The following is a 24,363-nucleotide window of genomic DNA, read 5'->3' as shown; positions in this document are numbered from 1 at the left end:
CTAAATGAAACTAGATCAAGAAATAAAAGCTCAACTAGCGCAATACCTAGAACTCTTGGAAGGCGATGTAGTACTGAAACTCAGTGCAGGCGCTGACGAGGCATCACAAGAGATGACCGAACTAGTTGATGAAATTGCCAAAATGTCACCTAGGATTACGGTGGAAAGAACCGAACTGTCTAGAACCCCAAGCTTTAGTGTAAATCGTGTGGGTGAAGATACAGGCGTAACCTTTGCCGGAACTCCGCTTGGACACGAATTTACTTCATTAGTATTGGCTCTGTTGCAGGTTAGCGGAAGAGCTCCTAAGGTTGAGCAAAGTGTAATTGATCAGATCAAAGGCATTAGTGGTGAATATAAGTTTGAAACTTATGTTAGCCTGAGCTGTCATAATTGCCCTGATGTTGTACAAGCACTGAATCTTATGAGTATCTTTAATCCGGGCATTACCCATACGATGATTGACGGTGGAGTATTCAAAGAAGAGGTAGAAAGCAAAGAAATTATGTCTGTTCCAAGCGTCTACCTTAATGGTGAATTTTTCGAAAGTGGTCGTATGACGGTTGAAGAAATTTTAGCTAAAATGGGCAGCAGTGTGGACGCATCTGAGTTTGACAATAAAGCTCCATATGATGTGCTTGTTGTCGGCAGCGGCCCAGCTGGTGCAAGTGCAGCCATTTACGCGGCACGTAAAGGTATTCGTACAGGTATTGTTGCTGAACGCTTTGGCGGACAGGTTAACGACACGCTTGGTATCGAGAACTTTATTAGTGTGAAGTACACTGAAGGTCCTCAACTCGTAGCTAAACTTGAAGAGCAAGTAAAAGAGTATGGCATTGATGTGATGAAATTGCAGCGTGTCAGACGTCTAGACAAAAATGACTTAATTGAAGTTGAACTCGAGAACGGTGCTGTTCTAAAGAGTAAGACGGTCATTCTGTCTACAGGTGCTCGCTGGCGGAATATGGGCGTGCCTGGTGAAGCTGAATTCAAGAACAAAGGTGTAGCCTACTGCCCACACTGTGATGGTCCTTTGTTTGCAGGCAAAGATGTTGCAGTTGTTGGCGGCGGTAACTCAGGTATTGAGGCAGCTATTGACCTTGCAGGTATAGTGAAGCATGTAACGGTTCTGGAATTTGCTCCAGAGCTCAAAGCTGATGCTGTACTGCAAGATCGTCTCTATAGCCTTCCTAACGTTACTGTTCTTAAAAACGTGCAAACTAAAGAGATTACCGGAACTGATAAGGTAAATGGTATTTCTTATGTTGATCGTGCGACAGAAGAGACTCACCATGTTGAATTGCAGGGTGTATTTGTACAGATTGGTCTGGTTCCAAATACAGAATGGCTAGGTGACACAGTTGAACGTACTCGCGTAGGTGAGATTGTTGTAGATAGCCATGGTGCTACTAGCTTACCAGGAGTATTTGCTGCTGGTGACTGCACTAATAGTGCTTATAAACAAATCATTATCTCGATGGGATCCGGTGCAACTGCAGCGCTAGGAGCATTTGATTATCTGATCCGTAACTAATCGATATTGTTAGTAACAGCAAGAGAACGAAAGCCCTCACTTTTCACAAAGTGGGGGCTTTTTTTATCTTTTGTGAGAGAGAAATGGGTGTTTGTAAACTTTTTTGGAGGATTTTATGAAGATTTTCGCGAATACATATCTAAAATATGAATTAAGCAAAATTAAGGATTTAGATTAAATGCATGTCTGCAAGGCATAATCTGGTTAGACTTGGTGCGCTATAAATAACGTTTTGCTGGAATGGAGACTATATTTCTGTGATTAACAACATTGAATCTTTAGACAAATTTATCTCACTTATACCAATTATAAAATTATCTATCCCCGCTGATTTATCAATAGCGATATGTGATTTGGAACGGTTCGTTGCTTATTTTCCTGGCGACACCATAAATTTAAACATTAACGAAGGACAACCTTTACACAAAGAAGAACCACTTTACTTAGCGATACAAGAGAATCGTACCTTGAAGTCCGATGTTCCAGCCCACTTTTATGGATTTGAGTTTACAGGTACAGCAACACCTCTTCACGATCAAACGGGACAAGTCATTGGCGGGATTGCAGTTCAGATTCGAAGACAAAGTGAATTAAAAGCCATTGTAGAACAAATCTCGGAATCATTATCCCAAGCCAATGAGCAAATTAATAATATTTCCTATGGCGTAAGTTCACTTTCGGATCACTCTCAGGAACTACTCATTCAATCTCAGCAGGCTGGAAAAGATGTGGAGAATACAACAGAAGTCCTATCCATTATAAACAGGGTTGCTGATCAAACGAATTTACTTGGGCTGAATGCTGCAATAGAAGCAGCGCATGCAGGTGAGAAAGGTAGAAGTTTTGAAGTCGTAGCCAAGGAAATCCGGAAATTTTCAAGGGAAACCGTCGCCTCGACGCAAAACATAAATAAAACCATGTTACAGATTAAGGGAATTACGAATCAAATGGCTAATTCGATAGAGAAGATAGCAGCTATCGGCCAAGAACAGGCGGCATCTGTTCAGCATACTTCTACATTTATTGAGGAAATAAAGATAATGTCCCAAAAACTTAATGAGTTTGCTAATAAATTATAAAAAGAGATTCAGTAGCAGTATTTTTGTCGCAATAAAAGAAAATTTTAAACGTATATTTAAAATCATGAATGGTATAGTAAGATAGTAATGAGTAATCAACATAGGAGGAATAAATTATGTCAACGCCGCACAATGCAGCACAAAATGGTGAAATCGCCAAAACAGTATTAATGCCAGGAGATCCTTTGAGAGCGAAGTATATTGCAGAAACCTATTTGGAGAACCCAACCCAATTTAATACGGTACGTAATATGTTTGGATATACAGGAACTTATAAAGGCAAAGAGGTTTCGGTAATGGGTTCGGGAATGGGAATGCCAAGTATCGGTATTTATTCTTATGAACTATACAAAAACTATGGTGTGGAAAACATCATTCGTATCGGTAGTGCTGGAGCATATACTGATAAATTGAATTTATTTGACGTGGTGTTGGCGGATAGCGCGTGGAGTGAATCTACATATGCCTATGTGCAAAGCGGTGTAGAAGGAGATATCCAGCTGCCAAGTAAAGAATTGAACGAAGTCATTGAAGCAGCGGCTACACGTATTAACAAGCCAGTTCTGACGGCGAGAATTCATTCCAGCGATGTATTCTATCATGAAGACAATGTGCCTGGAGTTAATGAATTTTACAATGAACATGGCTGTGTTTGTGTAGAAATGGAGAGTTATGCGTTGTTCCATAATGCGAAAGTGTTAGGTAAACAAGCTGCATGTATTCTTACCATTTCCGATTCGTTAGTTACTCATGCTGTAACCACGGCAGAAGAAAGACAAAATTCTTTCAACGGCATGATGGAAGTAGCTTTAGAAGCAGCGATTTCTATTTAATAAAAAAGATTAAGTAGATTAAAAAGTTCTACGAGCAAAAGCTTGAGAGCCTATTAAATTCAGGATTAGTCCTGATATTTAATAGGTTTTTTTCTCATTTGTAAGGTTGTGGAAATGGATAGGTGAAGCGTGTAAATTATTGTTGTTTTTAATCAAAATTTAATGTTAAATTCGTAATAATTCTCTCGGATTATACCGATATAAAAATCAAACCAAATGGCTACAAATCTTAGAAAAGACATCTAATCTCCATATGGTGGAAGTATTTATATTTTGGTGTAATGCCAAAGGGGGAAAATTGTGATTAAGCGGAGTGGCAATCTTTTATTAGCAATAAGTTTAGTATTCTCTATCGTCAGTTCTCTGTTTATGCCTGCAGTAATTTATGCAGCACCCAGCAATAGCAATATCATAGATCAAAGCTCCACATCAGCTGGAAATTTGAGCAGTGTTGCATTTGGTAACAATGTTTTTGTAGCGGTGGGCCAAGGAGGGATATCTACATCATCAAATGGCGTAGATTGGTCTATCTCAAAAAAGGCGGGGAACCCCAAACTAACTTCTATTGTGTTCGCTAATGGGCTGTTCTTAGCTATTGATGGTAGCGAAAAGGCAGTATACAATTCACTCGATGGTGAAAATTGGACAAAAAAAACGTTAGCTATCACACCGGAAAGGTTGAAAGCGGTCAATGAAAAGTTCTTTGTATGGCAGTCAGTATATAAACCTGGCACCAATCCACCTTCTTATGATGTAACTCTACTACAATCCTCGGATGGCATTAACTGGACAGACACAGGAATCACTTCTACCAATGCAATATTCGGAATGCAAAGCTTAACGGATATTGCTTATGGCAACAACAAATATGTGGTCTCTGCTAACAATGCTGTCTATTATACCTCAACGAATCTGATCAATTGGACAACGGTCACCTTAACCGATCTTGTGATCAACCACTATAACTCTAGTTGGCCTTATGTTACGAATGTAATCTATTTAAATAATCGTTTCTTTAGTTATATCGTGACTCCTTATGCTAAAAAAGTATTCACCTCTACAGACGGTGCTAATTGGACCGTTGATGCCTCATGGGATAACAAGCAATTTTATGGGGGAGGTTCTTTAAATGGGAGCTATTTGTTGTTTGGGCAGGGTGTAATTTATAAATCTTCTGCGGCTCCGCTGGACAGCACCCAGTGGACATCTTCGGATACCCATACAACAATGATGATGAACAATATGGTTTACGGAAATGGAAAATATGTTGCTTCAGGGGGTAACGGCTTACTGGTTTCTTCTGACCTATCGGCGTGGAGTAATGTCAGCGGTAATCTGAAAAGTATTGCTAAGGATGGTAATGGCAATTATGTTGCCGTCTCATCCGGGGAATATGGCTCTATTTACAAATCTAATAGCTCCGCAGTATGGAACGATGTCACACCCTCCAAGCTGCCGGGAATGAATGCGGTCACTTATGGAGCAGGGAAGTTTATTGCGGTTACAGATAAAGAAAACTACAATCTTAACGCCAAAGTGGTGACCTCGACCAACGGTGATACTTGGACTATGACAGATACCGGAGTGCAGGACAATCTGACTGGCGTTGCTTTTGGCACAAATCAGTACGTTGCTGTTTCCGATTATGGCGGAATTTATTCTTCAGTTAACGGAACCTCATGGACAGAGAAATTTAAAAATGGGGATTTTGCATTTAATACAGTAGCTTACTTGAATAATCAATTTGTAGCTCTTGGGATGAAATACAATAGTACTACTTATGAGCAAGAGAGCGTTGTTATCGCAAAATCATCAGATGGAATACAGTGGAATGTGCCCTTAGAGATTGGGTTCCCCAATACTTCTTTAAAGGGAATTGCCTATGATGGTAGAGCTTATATTCTGGTTGGAGAAGATACACTTAGCCAGCAGGCAGTAATTCTAACCACAGAAGATTTGGTAACTTTTACGAAGGTTACAATGTCAGCTAGCGCACTAAATAATATCAGCTTTGGTAATGGGAGTTTTCTGGCTGTTGGATTGAAGGGGGAGTTATTCTCTTCGGCAGACGGATCCACGTGGACTCAGGAAACATCTGATCTTACCTCTAATCTTAATGGCATTATTTACGATGGTACTAACTTTAAGGTCGTGGGGGATTATTTCACTAAAATGACCCTGAACCTAGGACCTACTCTTGCATATAGCATCACCGCCTCAGCGGCGACGTTGACACCTGTCGTAGGTGTGGATAATGGGATTACGCTGACCGTGAAAAATTCGCTGGGCGATACGGATACAACGTTCACCGGAACGAAAGAAGTGACGGTAACCGGTTATGATGTTGCGCCGGACGGAACGTACGGAAGCTTAGGAAGCACCGCTTTAGCGGCTTCACCGAGCAAGATCAACGTTAATTTCGTTGAGGGTGTAGCACAGGTGAACCTGAAGCTGAACAAAGCTGGCGCGCAAGCGGTTGTGTTCAGCCAAGCAGGCGTAGCCACGCCAGCAGCAACAGGGCTGAACATTGCACCTGTCGCAGGTAGCACAGCGACAATGAAGCTGACTACGGGCGTAAGTGCGCCGCAGGCTAACGGCGGCAGCTTCGCGCAGCAGCCAGTAATTACTTTGCTGGATCAGTTTGGGAATGTAAACCTTGGCGACAACAGTACGGTTGTTACTGTGTCGAAGAAGGACACTGGAAGCTGGACGTTGACGGGGAATACGACGTTGACGGCAGTAGCGGGTGTCATTTCCTTTACGGATCTGGGAGCTACGAATGCAGCTGGAATCACCGGAGCGCAACTGGCATTTGATGCGACAGGACTTCCACAGATCACTAGTGTAGCGTTGAATCTTCCAGAGCCACAGGGAGCACAAAGCATTACCGCCTCAGCGGCGACTTTGACACCAGTTGTAGGTGTAGATAATGGGATTACGCTGACCGTGAAAAATTCGCTGGGCGATACGGATACAACGTTCACCGGAACGAAAGAAGTGACGGTAACGGGTTATGATGTTGCGCCGGACGGAACGTACGGAAGCTTAGGAAGCACCGCTTTGGCAGCTTCACCGAGCAAGATCAACGTTGATTTCGTTGAGGGTGTAGCACAGGTGAACCTGAAGCTGAACAAAGCTGGCGCGCAAGCGGTTGTGTTCAGCCAAGCAGGCGTAGCCACGCCAGCGGCAACAGCGCTGAACATTGCACCTGTCGCAGGTAGCACAGCGACAATGAAGCTGACCACGGGCGTAAGTGCCCCGCAGACCAATGGCGGTAGCTTCGCGCAGCAGCCAGTGATAACGCTGCTGGATCAGTTTGGGAATGTGAATATTGGCGACAACAGTACGGTTGTTACTGTGTCCAAGAAGGACACTGGAACCTGGATGTTGACGGGGAATGTGACGTTGACGGCAGTAGCGGGTGTCATTTCCTTTACGGATCTGGGAGCTACGAATGCAGCTGGAATCACCGGAGCGCAACTGGCATTTGATGCGACAGGACTTCCACAGGTCACTAGTGTAGCGTTGAATCTTCCACAGCCACAGGGAGCACAAAGCATCACTGCCTCAGCAGCGACCTTGACGCCTGTCGTAGGTGTAGATAATGGCGTTACGCTGACCGTGAAAAATTCGCTGGGTAATACAGATACAACGTTCACCGGAACGAAAGAAGTGACGGTAACGGGTTATGGTGTTGCGCCGGACGGAACGTACGGAAGCTTAGGAAGTACCGCTTTGGCAGCTTCACCGAGCAAGATCAACGTTGATTTCGTTGAGGGTGTAGCACAGGTGAACCTGAAGCTGAACAAAGCTGGCGCGCAAGCGGTTGTGTTCAGCCAAGCAGGCGTAGCCACGCCAGCGGCAACAGTGCTGAACATTGCACCTGTCGCAGGTAGCACAGCGATAATGAAGCTGACTACGGGCGTAAGTGCCCCGCAAGCCAATGGCGGTAGCTTCGCGCAGCAGCCAGTAATTACTTTGCTGGATCAGTTTGGGAATGTAAACCTTGGCGACAACAGTACGGTTGTTACTGTGTCGAAGAAGGACACTGAAAGCTGGACGTTGACGGGGAATACGACGTTGACAGCAGTAGCGGGCCTCATTTCCTTTACGGATCTGGGAGCTACGAATGCAGCTGGAATCACCGGAGCGCAACTGGCATTTGATGCGACAGGTCTTCCACAGATCACTAGCGCTACCGTGAATCTTCCACAACCACAGGGAGCGCAAAGCATCACTGCCTCAGCGGCGACTTTGACACCAGTTGTAGGTGTAGATAATGGCATTACGCTGACCGTGAAAAATTCGCTGGGTAATACAGATACAACGTTCACCGGAACGAAAGAAGTGACGGTAACGGGTTATGGTGTTGCGCCGGACGGAACGTACGGAAGCTTAGGAAGTACCGCTTTGGCAGCTTCACCGAGCAAGATCAACGTTGATTTCGTTGAGGGTGTAGCACAGGTGAACCTGAAGCTGAACAAAGCTGGCGCGCAAGCGGTTGTGTTCAGCCAAGCAGGCGTAGCCACGCCAGCAGCAACAGCGCTGAACGTTACACCTGTCGCAGGTAGCACAGCGACAATGAAGCTCACTACGGGCGTAAGTGCGCCGCAGGCTAACGGCGGCAGCTTCGCGCAGCAGCCAGTAATTACTTTGCTGGATCAGTTTGGGAATGTAAACCTTGGTGACAACAGTACGGTTGTTACTGTGTCGAAGAAGGACACAGGAAGCTGGACGTTGACGGGGAATACGACGTTGACAGCAGTAGCGGGCCTCATTTCCTTTACGGATCTGGGAGCTACGAATGCAGCTGGAATCACCGGAGCCCAATTGGCATTTGATGCGACAGGACTTACAGAGATCACTAGTGCAGTTATTGACCTTACCTGGCCTGAACTTGCTGCGCCAAGTATTGAGTCTGTAACAGCAGGAAACGGACATATTCGTATTACTTGGAGTCCCGTATATGGTACCGATAGTTACGCTGTATATCAGTCTACAGCTTCAGGTGTTTATGGAGCTGAGGTAGCTACTATAAGTGGCTCTGAGAACAGTTACGATGCTGTAGGATTAATTAATGGAACTGCTTATTATTTTATTGTTAAAGCTGTTAATCCTGATGGTATCAGTGCGGCTTCCAATGAAGTAACTAGAACGCCTCAGGTTCCAGCGCCGGGCGCGCCAATACTTCATTCACCTGTGGCAAGTAATGGCCTCATCGGCTTAACATGGGATCCGGTGAAGGGTGCGATTGGATACACTATATATCAAGGTATCACTTCTGGAATCTATGAGACCCAAGTGGCTACAGTAAGCGAATCTGTCTACAACTATGATGTGACAGGGTTAACTAATGGCCAATCTTATTATTTCGTAGTTAAGGCATCTAATCCGGGCGGGGAGAGTGCAGCTTCTAACGAAGTCAGCACGAAACCAAGAACATCACCATCTGCACCTACGGACTTAATAGCGGTAGCGGGAGATGGCGAGGTGACTGTGACATTTGCAGTTCCTTATTCGAACGGGGGAACTCCAATTACGAATTATGAGGTAACTGCTTCTCCGGGTAATATCGTAACGGTTGGGGCAACAAGTCCAATAAAGGTAACTGGTCTAGCGAATGGAACCACTTATTCGTTTACAGTTAAAGCGATTAATAGCGCTGGTAGTAGTGTAGCTTCTGAAGTTTCGAACTCCGTGACACCGAAGTCATCAACGGAGGTTGAGGTTACATCTACACCGCCAACACCAACACCAACGCCAACAGAATCACCGACATCAACACCGACTGCACCACCTTCAACAACTGCACCAACTGCAACAGCAGGATCCACTGCTACAGCTACAGCTACACCATCTAGCAGCATGGTTGAGGTATTGGTGAACGGTAAGGTTGAAAATGCCGGAACAGCAACGATATCTGAGTATAACGGGCAGACGGTTACCACGATTGTTGTAGATCAGGCAAAAATAGAGCAACGTATCGAAAAGGAAGACCAGAATGCAATTATAACTATCCCTGTGACTGCGACTTCAGATGTGATTATTGGCGAGCTTAATGGCCAAATCATCAAAGATATGGAGCAGAAGCAGGCGCTGCTAATCATTCGTACTCCAAAAGGTACTTATACAATATCAGCAGCACAGATTGATATCAGTGCAATTTCAAAACAGTTTGGCACAGACATTGCTCTACAAGATGTGAAGGTGCAAATTTCAATTTCTGTTCCGACTGCGGATGCACTGAAAAGAATAGAAATGTTGGCAGCCAATGAAAAGCTAACGTTGGTAGCTCAGCCATTAGATTTCACGGTGAAGGTTACTTACGCTGGGAAAACTGTTGAACTCACTAAGTTTAATACCTATGTGGAAAGAACTATTCCTCTAGCGGATGGTGTAGACCTTAAGAAGATCACGACTGGGCTAGTGCTTGAAGCGGGGGGACATTCCGCCATGTACCCACACAGATTGTTGCCATTGATGGCAAACACTTTGCGAAAATACACAGTTTAACGAACAGTACGTATTTTGTAGTTCAAGATCCACAGAACTTCAAGGATGTCGCCACCCACTGGGCTAAGGACATTGTCAATGAGATGGCTTCCCGTAAGGTTATTAATGGAGTCGGCGACGATTTGTTTAACCCTAATCTGGAGATTACACGTGCAGAATTTGCGGCGATTATCGTACGTGGATTGGGATTGAAGTTGGAAAGCGGGACAACATCCTTTGCGGATGTAAAGGTCTCAGATTGGTATAATGATGCGGTGCAGACAGCTTACTCCTATAAGCTAATCAACGGTTTTGAAGATGGAGCGTTCCATCCAACAGACAAGATTACTCGGGAACAGGCGATGAGTATTATTGCTAAAGCTATGGTGATTACCGATCTGAAGACAAAACTTCCGGCCAAAGAAGCAAGCGAGCTGCTGAGCATTTACACGGATGCGAATGAAGCATCAGACTGGGCGAAGAGTGGCATCGCAGACAGCCTGCAAGCAGGAATCATCACGGGCAGAAGCGGAAATGTACTTGCCCCACAAGCCTTCATTACGAGAGCAGAAGTTGCGGCTATCATCCAAAGATTGCTGCAACAATCAGATTTGATTTAATACACGGTTCTGATTCGAGAGGATCCTTCATGCAGGAAGAGCTGCGGAGGGTCCTCTTTATTTTATTAGGTCAGAGACAATCATTTGTTGCTTTTTTATTGACAAGAAGAAGAATCCAGTTAATAATAACATATGAACACATGCTCATATGTTATTATTAACTGGAGCTTTTGAATGTAACTGCGCAGGGCTACGAATACTATCTAGCTGAAGGTAATAGGAGGTTAAGCATGATGAACAAGAAGAACAAACGCAATCATCAGGTCGAGAATGTACACGGGCAACAGTCCAATCACGATCACAGTAACCACGACCACGCTCATGAAGGACACAGTCACGCTCATGAAGGACACAGTCACTCCCATGGCTCTCACGGGCATCAACATTTTGATCCTAGTGGAAATAAAAAAGGGCTTTTGATTGCGTTGATCATTACGGTTGGAATTATGTTTTTGGAGTTTTTTGGTGGGTTGATTACTAACAGCTTAGCCCTGTTATCGGACAGTGGGCATATGCTAAACGATGCAAGCTCTCTAGCATTAAGCCTAGTAGCGGTCTGGTTTGCAACTAAACCTGCTTCTCCGAACAAAACGTATGGTTTTCATCGATTTGAAATTTTGGCGGCACTCTTAAACGGAGTTACTTTATTTGTAGTTGCTGGATTTATCATTGTAGAAGCTTATGGGCGGTTTTTTGAGCCGCCGACAGTTGCCAGCGGATCTATGATGCTGATCGCAAGTATTGGTCTTTTAGCCAATGTGGCTAGTGCATGGTCGCTTATGAGAAAAGGGGATGTGAAAAATAACATTAATCTCCGTAGTGCTTATCTCCATGTGCTTGGTGATGCTTTAGGTTCAGTAGGGGCAATTATTGCCGGTTTAATCATGATGATTTTTGGCTGGTATGTTGCTGATCCAATCATAAGCGTACTGGTTGCTCTATTGATTCTTAGAGGGGCATGGGGAATTATCAAACATACCGTTCACGTCCTTATGGAAGGCACCCCGATTACAATTAATCCAGCTGAAGTAAAGGAAATCCTCGAAAGCATTGAGGGGGTTAAAAATGTCCATGACCTGCATATCTGGACCATAACTTCGGGATTAGATTCACTCAGCTGTCATATCTTAATTGAAGAGGAAGCAGATGACCAACGCATTTTGCAGCAAGCGATTCGGTTAATTGCCGATCATTTCAAAATTCAACATACAACCATTCAGGTTGAAACTTCAGCTATAGTTCATGAAGAATTGAAAATCTAATCAATGATTTATTTTTTGAATAGAATAGGGGGGCTATAGTATAATAAAAATACGAGGAAAGGGGTGATCGGTGCATGGATAATCTGACTCACGAGCATGAATCATGCAGTACGGATGAGCGGAAAAGTCATCACTCAGATAAAACTAAAAAGAATTTGATTAGCCGGCTCAATAGAATTGAAGGTCAGGTTAGAGGGCTAAAAGGGTTAATTGAAAAAGACACCTATTGTGATGATGTGCTGCATCAAATCTCCTCGGTCCAATCTGCATTGAACGGCGTGGGCAAGCTTTTGCTGGAGCATCATATGAAAAGTTGTGTAGTGGAACGTATCCAGGAAGGTGAGAACGAGGTACTGGATGAACTATTAGTTACCATCAATAAATTAATTAGATAATTGATCAATCGGAAGGATTCCCCGGAATCCTTTTTTATTTGCTTAAATTGGGTATATATAGAGTAGGGGACTATCCTAATTAATGAATTGAGAGGAGAATGTGTTATGGCACATCAAAACTACAAAGAGTGTATTGAAGAGTGTTTAAAATGTATGATAGCTTGCAATCACTGTTACTCAGCTTGTTTGGATGAGGATCATGTGGGGATGATGAAGGAGTGCATTCGCCTGGATCGTGAATGTGCAGATATATGTGAGTTTGCAGCTCATGCCATGTCGATGAACAGTAAATATGCAAAAGAGATTTGTTTAGCTTGTGCAGAAGCTTGTGAAGCCTGCGGCAACGAATGCCAAAAGCATGATCATGAACATTGCCAGCAATGTGCAGAAGCTTGTTTTGCTTGTGCAAAAGTTTGCCGTGAAATGGCGGCGTAATTTAAAGCTTGAAACTGAAGGGGCTGCTGCGGCAGCCCTTTATTCATGAATAGGAAGCCAAATCTAAGGGCAACTAGTGAGGTTTTGTAAAATTATTAAGCAATATAGGTAAATATAGTGTTAAAATTTATTGAAATAATACCTTTATAATCAAGAGATATAGATGCCATAGGGGATGGCTGAGAAAAATAAACAGTTATGAGAGGGATGTTAACGACGGTATGATCAATCTTAGTCCAGAACGACTCCAGCAAGTTAGCTATATAGGGATTACTGAGGCTGATTTAGAATTATTAAAAAGCAAGGAGAAAGAATTCAACTTAATCGTTAGCTCATTGGTTGAGGAGCTGTATAAACAGATGACGATGGAGCCAGAACTGCTCCACATCATTGAGCAGCACAGTACACTGGATCGATTGAAAGAAACACAGCAGTGGTATTTTTTATCTATGGCCGCTGGTGTGATCGATGAAGCATTTATTGAAAGACGTTTGCTTATCGGGAAAATCCATTCCCGTATTGGATTAACAACGAATTGGTATTTGGGGACGTACATATTATATCTGGATCTGGCTACTGCTTATTTTGAACGGATATTACCAAACGAGTGGAAGCCTGTTATCCATGCCTTAACCAAGATGTTTAATCTCGATTCACAGCTCGTTCTTGAAGCCTATGAAGTGGATGAAAAAGCAAAAATAGAAAACTTGCTGGAGAAGCAAAATCACCTGCTTACAGGAGTGAGTTCAGCCGTTCAGGAGCTGGTATCTTTGATGGTTCAATTAAAGGATAGCAGTGAATCGATAGAAAGTTTAGCTAGTAAAAATGCTGATTATCAAGAGAAAACGCATCAAACGGTATTATATTTGGACAAAGAGGTGGAGTCTATTCATCAAGTGGGTACGATGATTAGAGAAGTGGCTGATCATACGCATCTTTTAGGCCTGAATGCGGCTATTGAAGCAGCCAGAGCTGGGGAGTTTGGAAGAGGTTTTGAAGTTGTGGCTAATGAAGTTCGTAAGCTAGCCCGTCGCTCAAAGGATTCACTGGTAACCATTGACCAGAAACTCGACAATATCAATGCCACCCTTTCCAAGGTGAAAAAAGAATCGGAACACAACTCCATGTATTCCAAGGATCAGGTCAAAAGCTCTCAAGAGCTGGCTTCCTTCGTGAACTTAATTGAAAAAGTGACTGCTGAGTTAGAGAGCTTGAAATGAAACTGCTACGGATTGAAACACTCCTTCAGAAAAATCTGAGGAGTGTTTTTTTGTTTGAAGAAGTTATTAGCGGTATAGCTTAAACATCAGTTTTGGAGACACCGTTTAAGCTGGGCACATAATCAGCAGCCTTATCGATGTTCACCATCTGAGCGGCTTCATTGAAATTGTTGTTATTCTCCGCATTGTTTTTCTTACTTGGTTGATGTTTTCCTGGAGCTTCTTTGGGATTGGCACTATTTTTGGGCATGACATTCACCTCCATATTCTTCACCTAGTATGAGAAGGTAGTTTTAATTTTATGCCAGCAGTTGACAAGTGTATCATTAAAAGATATAGTTCATTTAATGATATATCTTTTAATGATACATATGAGGAGGTGATTAAGTGTCAAGAACGGACTCATTGGAAATGGGAGAGCTCACAGACACTGCATTTTATATTCTCTTGTCTTTAGTCGAAGCCAAACACGGATATCTGATTATGAAATCAATCGAAACGATGACGAACAATCAATTTTCAATTGGGCCTGCTTCCATGTATACAACCATTAAGAAGCTGCTAGCGGCTGAATTTATTGAGCTGTATAAAGAAGAAGAGGACGACAAACGAAAACGTATATTGCAACGGAAAAAGGGATTGGATTGCTAAGAAAAGAAGTAGAGCGCCGAAAAGAAATGATTAGACATGCAGAACAAATTCTCAAATAAAAGGTGGGGAATAGGCATGAAGAATACAAAATATGTGACCAGCGGGGGCTTAGCTTTTACTGAAAAAGGAGATATGCAGAAATTGAGTAAGTATGCCAAAGGGGGCTGGCTCCTGGAGAGCTTTGCACCTTTGGGTTATAAGTTAAGAAAGGGAGATCCTCAGAATCTTGAGTACAGTGTAGATTATCACACAAATGTCGATGAGGAGTATTATTTGATTTTTGAAGATGCCGGATGGACTTATGTCTGTTCTGCCGGAAATGGGTTTCATATCTTTCGGGCAGCTGCAGGTACGGCGCCTATCTACTCGGACACAGGGACCCTCATTGACAAATATGAACGTGAAAAGAAAACGATGGGCAAAGTAGCCTTGCCATTGCTTATAGCTTTGATTGCTTTTATCTTCCTAGCGATCTTGGGCGTTAATGGATGGTTACCTGAGATCGTGAGGAATATCAGCCTGGTGTTAGTAGTGGTCACACTTTGTATGTTGGTCTTTCCGGGTCTTCCATACATTGCGTATCGATTCAAATTGAATAAATTACGAGAATAGCGAATGGATTTTTATCTAAAGGATGTTTGCACAGCCATGAATGAAGTTGGTTGTGGAACCATCCTTTTTTTAGTTGAGGAGTGAGAACAAATCTAAGTCTCAGATATATAGTACTAATGATCTATTAATGGAATTGCTTATATATTAATTCCATATTCTGTATTACAATGATAGCGAATACGAATTAGCTTGCTGTTTTCTTTCAAATTTATTACCACAATTGAAGAGGAGGCAATGAATGATGAAGAAGGATGCAAAGCTTAGGTTGAGTTGGAAAAGCCTTATTGTCGTATGCTTGGTAATTAGTATTCTTCCTGCCGGTTCCGCGTTTGCAGCAGTGAACAAACCTTTTCCGCAACATACCACCTACACGAGTGGATCTATCAAGCCAAACAATGTAACCCAGACCAGTATGGATAATTCAGTGAAGACCAAATGGGATGCGTGGAAAACGGCCTATCTCAAACCAGCTGGCACTGGCAAATATTACGTTAAGTATAATTCAGATGGAGAAACGGTATCTGAAGCACATGGTTACGGGATGTTGTTCACAGTTTTGATGGCTGGTTATGACAGCAATGCTCAGACTTATTTTGACGGCTTATATAATTATTACAAGGCTCACCCAAGTGCAATTAACCCTTATTTGATGTCCTGGAAGCAAAACAGCAGCTTTCAAAATATTGAAGGCGAGGACTCTGCTACAGATGGAGATATGGATATAGCGTTCTCATTGCTGCTTGCGGACAAGCAGTGGGGAAGTAGTGGGACGATCAATTATTTACAAGCTGCAAAAGATATCATTAATGCGATTATGGACAATGAGATTAACCAGACACAGTGGACGATCCGTCTAGGTGACTGGGCGAATAGCGGCTCGTATAATACGGCAACTAGACCTTCTGATTTCATGCTAAATCATTTAAAAGCATTCCAACAGGCTACAGGAGATACCCGCTGGACGAATGTTATCGATAAAACGTACACGATTATAAATAGCCTTTATACGGGTTATAGCTCTAGCACTGGGCTCTTGCCTGATTTCGTAGTTTACTCTGGGGGTGTGTATAAACCTGCTGCGGCGAATTTCCTTGAGGATGCCAATGACGGGAATTACAATTACAATTCTTGTCGTACCCCATGGCGGATCGCAACAGATTATTTGATTACTGGAGACAGCAGGGCGCTTACGCAGCTCAATAAGATGAATAGCTGGATTAAGACTAAAGTAAGCAGTACACCTGGTAGTATAAAAGATGGGTACAAGCTAAACGGAACCGTATTTGGAAGTTACAATAGCGGTGCCTTCTATGCTCCATTTGGAGTCAGTGCGATGACCTCATCAACTTACCAAAGCTGGTTGAATTCTCTCTGGAGCCACACAGCAAGCAGTGCTGCAGAAGATTACTATGAAGACAGCATCAAGCTGTTTTCGATGATCGTTATGTCTGGTAACTGGTGGACCTATTAAGATAACGTATAGTTAGAAAAAGGCTGTCCCCAAAACGTTCATGCCCAAAACCATAAAAGTCAAACAGAACAGCGATTCTCCTAATATCGGGGAATCGCTGTTCTGCATTTTTGGTCAACTACTGTTTGCTTCAGTAGATTATGGGCAAAAGTAAAGCCAACTGATCTCTAATGTTACGGCGGAGCATCCTTTATTTGATAACCAATTGAATCATGGGGCGTACCTAATGATGCTCCAAATGATGCAATAAGTGAAGCACTTATACAGTAATTAGGGAATTTCTCCCTAAAATTCAGAGAATTTTGTTCATCAGACTTATAATTAGGGAAAACCTCCCTGAATTTTGGCCGATTCAGTAACTAATAAAGAAATCCCCCTGATTATTAGGGAGGAATTCCCTGATTTCGTCCTTTTATAGCCAAAATCGGCTATTTTCAGGGAGTATTTCCCTAATTAGTTTACACTTACGCTGCACATCGCACATCGCACATCGCACATCGCACATCGCACATCGCACATCGCACATCGCACATCGCACATCGCACATCGCACATCGCACATCGCACATCGCACATCGCACATCGCTCACCAATTCACTATTTTTAGGACAACCTTACTGAAGACTTTGCGGCATACAGATAAGTAGTACCGCAAAAGAATTGTGGTTTTAACGAACGTTGTTTTCGGTGAAACGTCCTGCCTGGTTATATACAATTGGATTAAATAGGAAGATATAGTTCCTTATATCTAAAAAGGGTAGGTGATAATATTGCTCTCAGACAAGAAACAATCTCTTCTATTTATTATTATCGTATGGGCAATGGCGTTAGGGATGTTGCTGCTTCCGGAATCGGCACAAGGTCTGTATGGATTTACTCCTTTTTTCACAGTATGTATCATGATGTTTCTGATTGTGAGAGATGGATACAGTGCTGAGGGATGGAGAAGGTTGGGCTTCAAATTTAGGGGAGGCAAAGAATACATATTGGCTTTAGTTATTCCCTTAGGTTCACTGGGAGCGGGATATGCTGTCTATTGGATGGGATGGAACTCAAGCTTAATTTCTCCAGATTCATGGATCAAGACTGCTATATATTTGCTCGTTTACATTGTTCTTGGTTCATTATCTGCTTTGGGGGAAGAGATCGGTTGGAGGGGTTGGCTGCTCCCGCGTTTTCAATGGATGGGAAGAGTAAGTTCTAGTGTAACAATGGGCTTAATCTGGGCTATATGGCATTATCCGGCGATTCTTGGGCCGCGTGCTTATCATTCCTCTGGAAGCCGCTGGCTCGTGGTGGTGCTCTTTACCTTATCTGTTATGTTTGCGGGCATCATTATAAATGAACTGCGTCTGACCTCCGGTAGTATTTGGCCGGCAGTGCTTTTACACGGAACTAATAATGCTGTAGATAGTGTTTTGCACAATATTACTGTCAGTTCTTCACCTATGTTGGAGTATGTAGCCGGGGAGAGTGGTTGGGTTCCGGTGATTTTATATGGTTGCGCAGCTATATGGATTCTGAATCGAAACCACAGAGTGAAGCAGCAAAAAGCCAGGATAGAGCTATAATTCAATGCGGATATTTAGAGGATAAGGAATATCATGCATAAAAGTATATAATTTCCTGTGTGATTCATATAAAATGGTAGGGGAATACCAAATAAGAATAGAGATATGTATAATTTTGTTCGTTCGGGGGATTTGAAATGACAGTAAAACTCCGCCAGTTATTCATATCAGGGTTACTTTGCATTTTTGTTTTTCTTATTATTCATTTTGTGTGGGTCATTCACTCTAACATCTTGCTTGGCGTTGGTCTGGAGCAGAATGAAGAAGGGCAATATTATATTGCTGAGGCAGACGTTTCAAGCGAAGGGTATAAACAGAATTTAAGGGAAGGGGATATCTTATTACGGGTTAATGGGAAACCGATTGATAAAGTGGATGAAGCTGTGAGATATGGAAGCTTAACTCAGGTTCAATCCGTTGACCTTCTTCGTAACTCCAAAGGGGGGGCTCCACTTGCTTTGCATTATGATATTGAGAATAAGTCCTCCATCTATCATACGTTTACCCAGCTTGTAGTCCCTGGAGCGACATTTGTTTTTTTGGCAGTGTTAAGCCTTTTATTATACCGCAGGAAAAGCGGGGATCGCTCAGCAGAGCTGCTGATTTTATTCTTTTTATTAGTCGGAATAACTTACTTTGCGGGATATGCCTCAAGTAGATCTGATCTTATAGGTAGAATCGCGATGGGTAGCGTGTTGCCTTTAATTCCACTGGTTTTTATTCACTTTCTCCAAGTATATCTGAAACGATTTGATGTATTAGTTCTATCTACTACTGTAATCAAAATATACTATGGCCTGGTCATTTTACTAAGCCTATTTTCCACCTCCAGTCTAATGGTTTACTCCTGGGATAGATCTTTGTATTCCTTTATAAGGTTAATTATTATTGGGTTCTTTATTTTTGGGATTTTTTACAGCATATTTAAGCTGCTATATTTATACATTACTTATCGAAGCACAGCGCTTAAATCGATGTTTAAAATTATGCTTACCGGACAAATCCTTGCGTTTACACCGTTTGTTCTCTTCTCAGCTGCACCCATTGCTGTTGGGGTCAACCTGATTCCTTACGAAATTACTACGATCTTTTTGTTTTTGATGCCAGTTACTTATTTTTATCTGCTGACGGCTAGGCAACTATTTGATATTGATTTCGCTTTTAATCGGTTTAAATATTATTTATTAATTGCTTTTTTTCCGGCGCTAATGATTGTAGCCGTACTTGCGATCATTCAGAGCAGGCAAGAGTATGATTGGATCAAATGGATTCAGATGTTTTTGGTTGTATATTTATCTATTACAATCTTTTTATTCTTTAAGGAGAAAATAGATTATTATTTCCGGCCTAAACTGTTCCGTGAGCTTTATCATTATCAAGGTAGTCTGGAGCGATTCTCGAAGCAAATCTCCAAGGTTATGATGCGGTCTGATTTGGAGGCTGCAATTTACAAGGAAATCAATGAGATTTTACCGGTTAGTCGGTCTGCTTTTTTTGAGAGAGATGAGGATATGAGTAACCTCGAACAAATAGTCGACAATTCGGGCCAAGAGATCAACATAGAATTTGTATCGAAATCTCCAGTTTTTAAGGTAGGAGAAGTAGTTCAACTCAAACAGGGGATCTTACTCGTAATCGGACGTCACCAAAAAAAATTTCATCTCCTCTGGATTGATCATAAGAAGAACCATACAAAGCTTAATTCGGATGAGCTTAACTGGTTAAATACCCTCGCAAATTATGCGAGTATTGTCTATGAGAATTTATATCTTATTGAAGGCTTGATTGAAGACCTTGAAGCAGAGATGAAAAAAGAGCTACATGCAGCACCATGGGTTCTACGCCTGATCTTTAACTTATCAGAGAAAGAACGCAGAAAGCTGGCGGCGGATTTACATGATTCTGCTCTTCAGGATCAGCTCATTTGGCTTCGCAGGCTGGAAACACTGATCTCCGATCATGATATTGAGGCGGATATTTTGCCAGAGCTGCTTCAGATTAAAGAGGGACTTCTGGATGTGATATATCAGATTAGGGAGACCTGCAATGAACTGCGTCCACCGCTGCTAAGAGAGACCGGAATTGTGAAGGCACTGGAACTATTGTTTGAGTATGCCCAGCTGCAGTCCAACTACATTATCACCTTTACATCCAGTCCGATTGGTGAGCTAAGTGAAGACCTGGTGATTGCGTTGTATCGAATAGTACAGGAGCTCCTGCGGAATGCCGGGAAACATGCCAAGGCGAATCAGATTGAAATTGAGCTGGACCAGCAAGAGCACCTCTATTTTCGATATAAGGATGATGGGATTGGCATGAATATAGTTGATATCAGGGAATCTTTTCAGCATATGGGCCTGTCTGGAATCAAAGAACGTGTTGCTAGCTTAGAGGGGGAGTGCACTTTTACCTCGGAGAAAGGGAAGGGACTGGAGGTTATTATTTATTTACCGACAATGGCTTTTGTAGAAGAAAAGCACAGAGGAGGCGATGACGATGATACGTATCTTGTTGGTTGATGATCATCCTTCAGTCGGAGAAGGAACCAAAACTATGATTGAGCAGGACGCGGATATGGAGGTTACTTTTGTTTTGTCAGCGATGGAAGCTTTGGATAGGCTGGAGCAACAAGAATTTGATGTGATCTTATGCGACCTCAACATGCCTACGATCAGCGGACTTGAATTCGCCAAAAGAGCCGTTCAACGTGATCCTGAATCTAAAGTGGTGATTTATACCGGATATGAGATCAGTGCTCATTATAATCTTTTGATGGAGTCAGGGGTCACAGGATTTATCTCTAAAACAGCTTCCCGAGAACAGTTGTTAAATACCATTCGTTGTGCACTAAGGAATGAGGCGGTCATTCCGGTGTCTTTACTTAAACAGCTACGAAGAAATGATATCAAGATTTCTAATCACCGGGATAATCGGCTGCTTGAAGAAGTGTCCATTAATCAAAGAGAACAGGAAATACTCCAAGAAGTAGCTAGTGGAAAAAGCAATAAAGACATAGCCAGCAAGCTTTTAATGTCACAAAGGACTGTAGAGTATAACCTGACGAGAATCTTTGAGAAGCTTAGTGTACATTCCAGATCCGAAGCTATAGTGGAAGGGAAGCGACTAGGTCTTGTTAGGATGGAGACTTTCTAAGTTGAAGCCCATACAACCCAATACATAGTTTTGTTAGTTTTATTCATGGTGTTAAGCACCTCACTTTTGCATCTTGATCGTCATTACCTGTAATTCATAATTCTGAACCATTCAGGTATTTAGAGTATTATTCTGAAGAAATCAAGGAGGAACATCCATATGATTGACATGAACCAAATATTTTTGATTACAGATATCCCAGGTTACTCCCCGCAAATCAGCCGACTTTTATCCATGATGAACTATGCAAGATATACAACATTAGAAGCCGTTAAGGGTCTAACTGTGGAACAACTGGATTATTTATTGGATGCTCAGAGTAACTCTATTGGAGCGTTATTATTGCACTACGCTGCTGTAGAATATGCATATCAAGTGGCAACGTTTGAGCAAAGAGATTTGTCTGAAGAAGAGCTAACAAGATGGGGACCAGCATTAAATTTAGGAGACGAAGGACGAGCCAATATTAAGGGGAATGACCTTAGCTATTATTTAGATCGCCTAAATGAAGTTAGACAAAAGACTTATGAATTATTCGCAACTGTCGATGATAATTGGTTATATACTGAAGAGGAATTCTGGCATAACAAACCTGCGAACTACTATTTTATGTGGTTTCACGTTTTTGAGGATGAAATCAATCATAGAGGCCAGATTAGGCTGATCCGAAAAAGAGCACTAGCTTAAGAAAGGAGGCGCGCGAATGGAGTACATAGAGAAAAATATAAAGCCTTTATTTAAGAAATATCCGCTGCTCTCGAAATTTGTATTAACAGTGGTGATTATAGACATCGTTTATTACGCCGGAAAACAAGTTGGAGGATTAGCTTATTACCTCATGCACTAATTTCTTTTGAAAATAAGCCGAATAGAAAAGGCGAGTTCCACTCATTTTGAGTGTGAATTCGCCTTTTTATATTGCTTAACCTAAATATCTGCTGTAGCTTTGACTCTTCCATGTGGCTATCCAGTTCATTATCAGTTCACACAAATTTGTTAGGATATGAAACATCAAAAGAGATATAGAGCATGACCAGGAGAGGAAGAGAAACAAATGAAAATATTAGAAGTTAAACATGTAAAGAAATCATATACTTTGTACGGTAAAGAAAAGGTGCCAGTACTCCATGATGTGAATCTAAGCTTTGAGACAGGTGAATTCGTCTCTATTCTAGGTGAGTCTGGCTGCGGAAAGTCCACACTGATGAACATCATTGGGGGAATGGACTCCGATTATGAAGGCGAGGTCCTTGTCCGCGGAAAGAATTTAAGCACGATGACCGAAAAGGAAATGGATGATTATCGTAAGAACAATATTGGTTTCGTTTTTCAAAATTTCAATCTGATCCCGCATCTGTCAGTTTTGGAGAATGTTACAGTGGCGATGCAGATGACGGATACCAGTGAGAAGGACCGTAATAAACGTGCTATAGATATTTTGACTGAGGTAGGCTTGAAAGAGCACCTGAAAAAACGTCCCAATCAGCTGTCCGGTGGACAGAAGCAAAGAGTGTCCATCGCCCGCGCGCTAGCGAATAATCCTGATATTATTTTGGCAGATGAACCTACAGGGGCCTTGGACAAGGATACCGGCGATCAAATTTTAGCCTTATTGGACAGTATAGCCAAAAGAGGGATATTGGTCATTACCGTGACCCACTCACAGAAAGTAGCCGACTCTGGTACCCGTATCGTAAAGGTGGAAGAAGGACGGATTAAAGATGATATTCAGTTAAAGGACCGCTCTTTGATTAGTTACGATGGAGGAGAGGGGTCATCCCGGAATCTCAGTTTATTTGCATCTTTTAAAATGGCTCTGCAGAACATGAAACTCAACGCCAAACGTAATGTATTGGTAGCTTTGGGTGGGTCTATTGGTATTTTAAGCGTACTGTTGATGCTTTCCTTAGGGAATGGAATTACGAACTATATGAATGACGAAATTAATTCAAGTATGGATCCTTTACTCGTGGATATAACTAAACCCAGTGAAGAAGCTAAAGGTATGCAAGGTCCAGAGGCAATGATGTTGCCCGGCGAAACGTTTACGGCTGCCGATATTGAAACCATCCGAAATATTCTAAATGTTGATTATGTAGAAACCATCACTTCCATTTCGGGCAAATCTACTATGGTTTATGCAGATCAGACGGTTAGTCTTACACAATTAACAACCTTAACGGATGCTTTTGCTAAAGAGACGATTACCGCAGGAGCTTTTCCAGAGGGCAAAGAGATATTATTACCCGTGAAAACGGCAAGTAAATTAAGCGGAAATGACAGTCCAGAGTCTTTAGTAGGGAAATCGATTTATCTATATATTAATGAAATGGATGCTAAGCATAAACCGATCACATTGGAACAAGAAGTCACTATCTCTGGTATTTATGAAAGCACTGATCCAAGAGCGCAAATGCAACCCACGGGTTATCTTCCAGCGCAGACTCTGGAGCAAATGTATGTTGACAAGGGGATTACAATAGGTCCAATTCAAGTTAATGCTTTTGCAACCGATATGAAATATGTGAATGATATTAATGCAGCCGCTGTTGATGCTGGATTCTCAGGTTCTCAATCGGCAAAAATCATGGAGCGAATCACAACTTATGTGAATATGGCTACTATAGTTCTCTCTGGTATTGCCGGGATTTCACTTCTCGTATCAGGGATCATGATATTGGTTGTGCTATATATCAGTGTAGTGGAACGGACTAAGGAAATTGGGATTCTTCGGGCAATTGGCGCAAGGAAAAAAGATATCAAACGTATATTCTTTTCTGAATCAGCTTTATTAGGTGTATTCAGCGGTATCTTTGCGGTACTCTTTGCCATTGTCATTAGTTATGTGTTAAATATTCTCTTGGACAATGCTTTTGGAGTGAAACTTATTAATCTATCCGGTTATTATGTGTTATTTGGGATCGTTGTGAGTACCCTGATTAGTATTATCGCCGGTTTGATGCCATCCTCTAAGGCTGCCAAACTGGATCCAATGGAATCTCTACGATATGAATAAATAGGTTAGCGGAGAGGAAA

Annotated in this window: 19 protein-coding genes; 18 read left to right on the top strand and 1 reads right to left on the bottom strand. The window is 42.2% G+C overall.

Translation table 11 applies throughout. The annotated features are described in order from the left end of the window. Positions 1–4 precede the first annotated feature (4 nt). The 9 genes from ahpF (at position 5) to MKY54_RS27390 (ending at position 13,870) form a co-directional block, all read left to right on the top strand. The gene (gene ahpF, locus MKY54_RS27430; protein WP_076277814.1) at positions 5–1,534 is read left to right on the top strand and encodes an alkyl hydroperoxide reductase subunit F; all 1,530 of its coding nucleotides are present in this window, start codon (positions 5–7) and stop codon (positions 1,532–1,534) included. Between the two features lie 257 nt (positions 1,535–1,791). Next, positions 1,792–2,613 (top strand): methyl-accepting chemotaxis protein, encoded by an 822-nt coding sequence (locus MKY54_RS27425; RefSeq protein ID WP_076129804.1) that lies wholly within the window; start codon positions 1,792–1,794, stop codon positions 2,611–2,613. Between the two features lie 116 nt (positions 2,614–2,729). After that, the gene (gene deoD, locus MKY54_RS27420) at positions 2,730–3,446 is read left to right on the top strand and encodes a purine-nucleoside phosphorylase (protein ID WP_036681380.1); all 717 of its coding nucleotides are present in this window, start codon (positions 2,730–2,732) and stop codon (positions 3,444–3,446) included. 300 nt (positions 3,447–3,746) lie between these two features. Beyond that, a complete protein-coding gene (locus tag MKY54_RS27415; RefSeq protein ID WP_339188573.1) occupies positions 3,747–9,959 on the top strand; it encodes a fibronectin type III domain-containing protein in 6,213 nt (2,070 codons plus the stop codon). Further along, on the top strand, positions 9,914–10,558 hold the full coding sequence (locus MKY54_RS27410; protein ID WP_339191299.1) for an S-layer homology domain-containing protein: 645 nt from the start codon (positions 9,914–9,916) through the stop codon (positions 10,556–10,558). The genes MKY54_RS27415 and MKY54_RS27410 overlap by 46 nt, the downstream gene beginning before the upstream one ends. Before the next feature lie 233 nt (positions 10,559–10,791). Further along, positions 10,792–11,820 carry a cation diffusion facilitator family transporter gene (locus MKY54_RS27405; RefSeq protein ID WP_076185482.1) on the top strand — a complete coding sequence of 343 codons (1,029 nt, stop codon included), beginning with the start codon at positions 10,792–10,794 and terminating at the stop codon, positions 11,818–11,820. Positions 11,821–11,894: 74 nt separating this feature from the next. Beyond that, positions 11,895–12,215 carry a metal-sensitive transcriptional regulator gene (locus MKY54_RS27400; protein WP_076128794.1) on the top strand — a complete coding sequence of 107 codons (321 nt, stop codon included), beginning with the start codon at positions 11,895–11,897 and terminating at the stop codon, positions 12,213–12,215. A gap of 105 nt (positions 12,216–12,320) precedes the next feature. Further along, positions 12,321–12,650 (top strand): four-helix bundle copper-binding protein, encoded by a 330-nt coding sequence (locus tag MKY54_RS27395; RefSeq protein ID WP_076185472.1) that lies wholly within the window; start codon positions 12,321–12,323, stop codon positions 12,648–12,650. Between the two features lie 221 nt (positions 12,651–12,871). Beyond that, a complete protein-coding gene (locus MKY54_RS27390) occupies positions 12,872–13,870 on the top strand; it encodes a globin-coupled sensor protein (RefSeq protein ID WP_076137072.1) in 999 nt (332 codons plus the stop codon). Positions 13,871–13,949: 79 nt separating this feature from the next. Here MKY54_RS27390 and MKY54_RS27385 read toward each other — a convergent pair whose 3' ends face one another. After that, positions 13,950–14,120: a hypothetical protein gene (locus tag MKY54_RS27385; protein ID WP_155288200.1), complete on the bottom strand. Its 171-nt coding sequence runs from the start codon at positions 14,118–14,120 to the stop codon at positions 13,950–13,952. A 137-nt stretch (positions 14,121–14,257) separates the two neighbouring features. On the opposite strand from MKY54_RS27385, the gene MKY54_RS27380 reads away from it, so the two are divergent. The 9 genes from MKY54_RS27380 to MKY54_RS27340 all read left to right on the top strand — a co-directional run bounded on the left by MKY54_RS27380 (position 14,258) and on the right by MKY54_RS27340 (position 24,343). Further along, positions 14,258–14,521 carry a PadR family transcriptional regulator gene (locus tag MKY54_RS27380; protein ID WP_339188571.1) on the top strand — a complete coding sequence of 88 codons (264 nt, stop codon included), beginning with the start codon at positions 14,258–14,260 and terminating at the stop codon, positions 14,519–14,521. Between the two features lie 75 nt (positions 14,522–14,596). Then, positions 14,597–15,133 (top strand): DUF2812 domain-containing protein, encoded by a 537-nt coding sequence (locus MKY54_RS27375; protein WP_076185471.1) that lies wholly within the window; start codon positions 14,597–14,599, stop codon positions 15,131–15,133. 238 nt (positions 15,134–15,371) lie between these two features. Further along, positions 15,372–16,604, top strand: coding sequence for a glycosyl hydrolase family 8 (locus MKY54_RS27370; RefSeq protein WP_254847763.1), 1,233 nt, complete (start codon positions 15,372–15,374; stop codon positions 16,602–16,604). 760 nt (positions 16,605–17,364) lie between these two features. Continuing rightward, positions 17,365–18,174, top strand: a complete 810-nt coding sequence (locus MKY54_RS27365) for a CPBP family intramembrane glutamic endopeptidase (RefSeq protein ID WP_339188570.1) — start codon at positions 17,365–17,367, stop codon at positions 18,172–18,174. Positions 18,175–18,311: 137 nt separating this feature from the next. Beyond that, on the top strand, positions 18,312–20,693 hold the full coding sequence (locus tag MKY54_RS27360; RefSeq protein WP_339188568.1) for an ATP-binding protein: 2,382 nt from the start codon (positions 18,312–18,314) through the stop codon (positions 20,691–20,693). Continuing rightward, a complete protein-coding gene (locus MKY54_RS27355; RefSeq protein WP_038573390.1) occupies positions 20,671–21,327 on the top strand; it encodes a response regulator transcription factor in 657 nt (218 codons plus the stop codon). Before MKY54_RS27360 ends, MKY54_RS27355 begins: the two co-directional genes overlap by 23 nt. 168 nt (positions 21,328–21,495) lie before the next feature. Next, positions 21,496–22,014 (top strand): DinB family protein, encoded by a 519-nt coding sequence (locus MKY54_RS27350; protein WP_076128815.1) that lies wholly within the window; start codon positions 21,496–21,498, stop codon positions 22,012–22,014. A 16-nt stretch (positions 22,015–22,030) separates the two neighbouring features. Then, a complete protein-coding gene (locus tag MKY54_RS27345; RefSeq protein ID WP_162636847.1) occupies positions 22,031–22,174 on the top strand; it encodes a hypothetical protein in 144 nt (47 codons plus the stop codon). Between the two features lie 207 nt (positions 22,175–22,381). Continuing rightward, positions 22,382–24,343 carry an ATP-binding cassette domain-containing protein gene (locus tag MKY54_RS27340; RefSeq protein WP_339188567.1) on the top strand — a complete coding sequence of 654 codons (1,962 nt, stop codon included), beginning with the start codon at positions 22,382–22,384 and terminating at the stop codon, positions 24,341–24,343. The last annotated feature ends 20 nt before the right edge of the window (positions 24,344–24,363 follow it).

This window comes from Paenibacillus sp. FSL P2-0121, assembly GCF_037975345.1.
GTDB classification, from domain to species: domain Bacteria; phylum Bacillota; class Bacilli; order Paenibacillales; family Paenibacillaceae; genus Paenibacillus_AQ; species Paenibacillus_AQ odorifer.
This window is presented reverse-complemented; position numbering and strand designations above follow the sequence as displayed.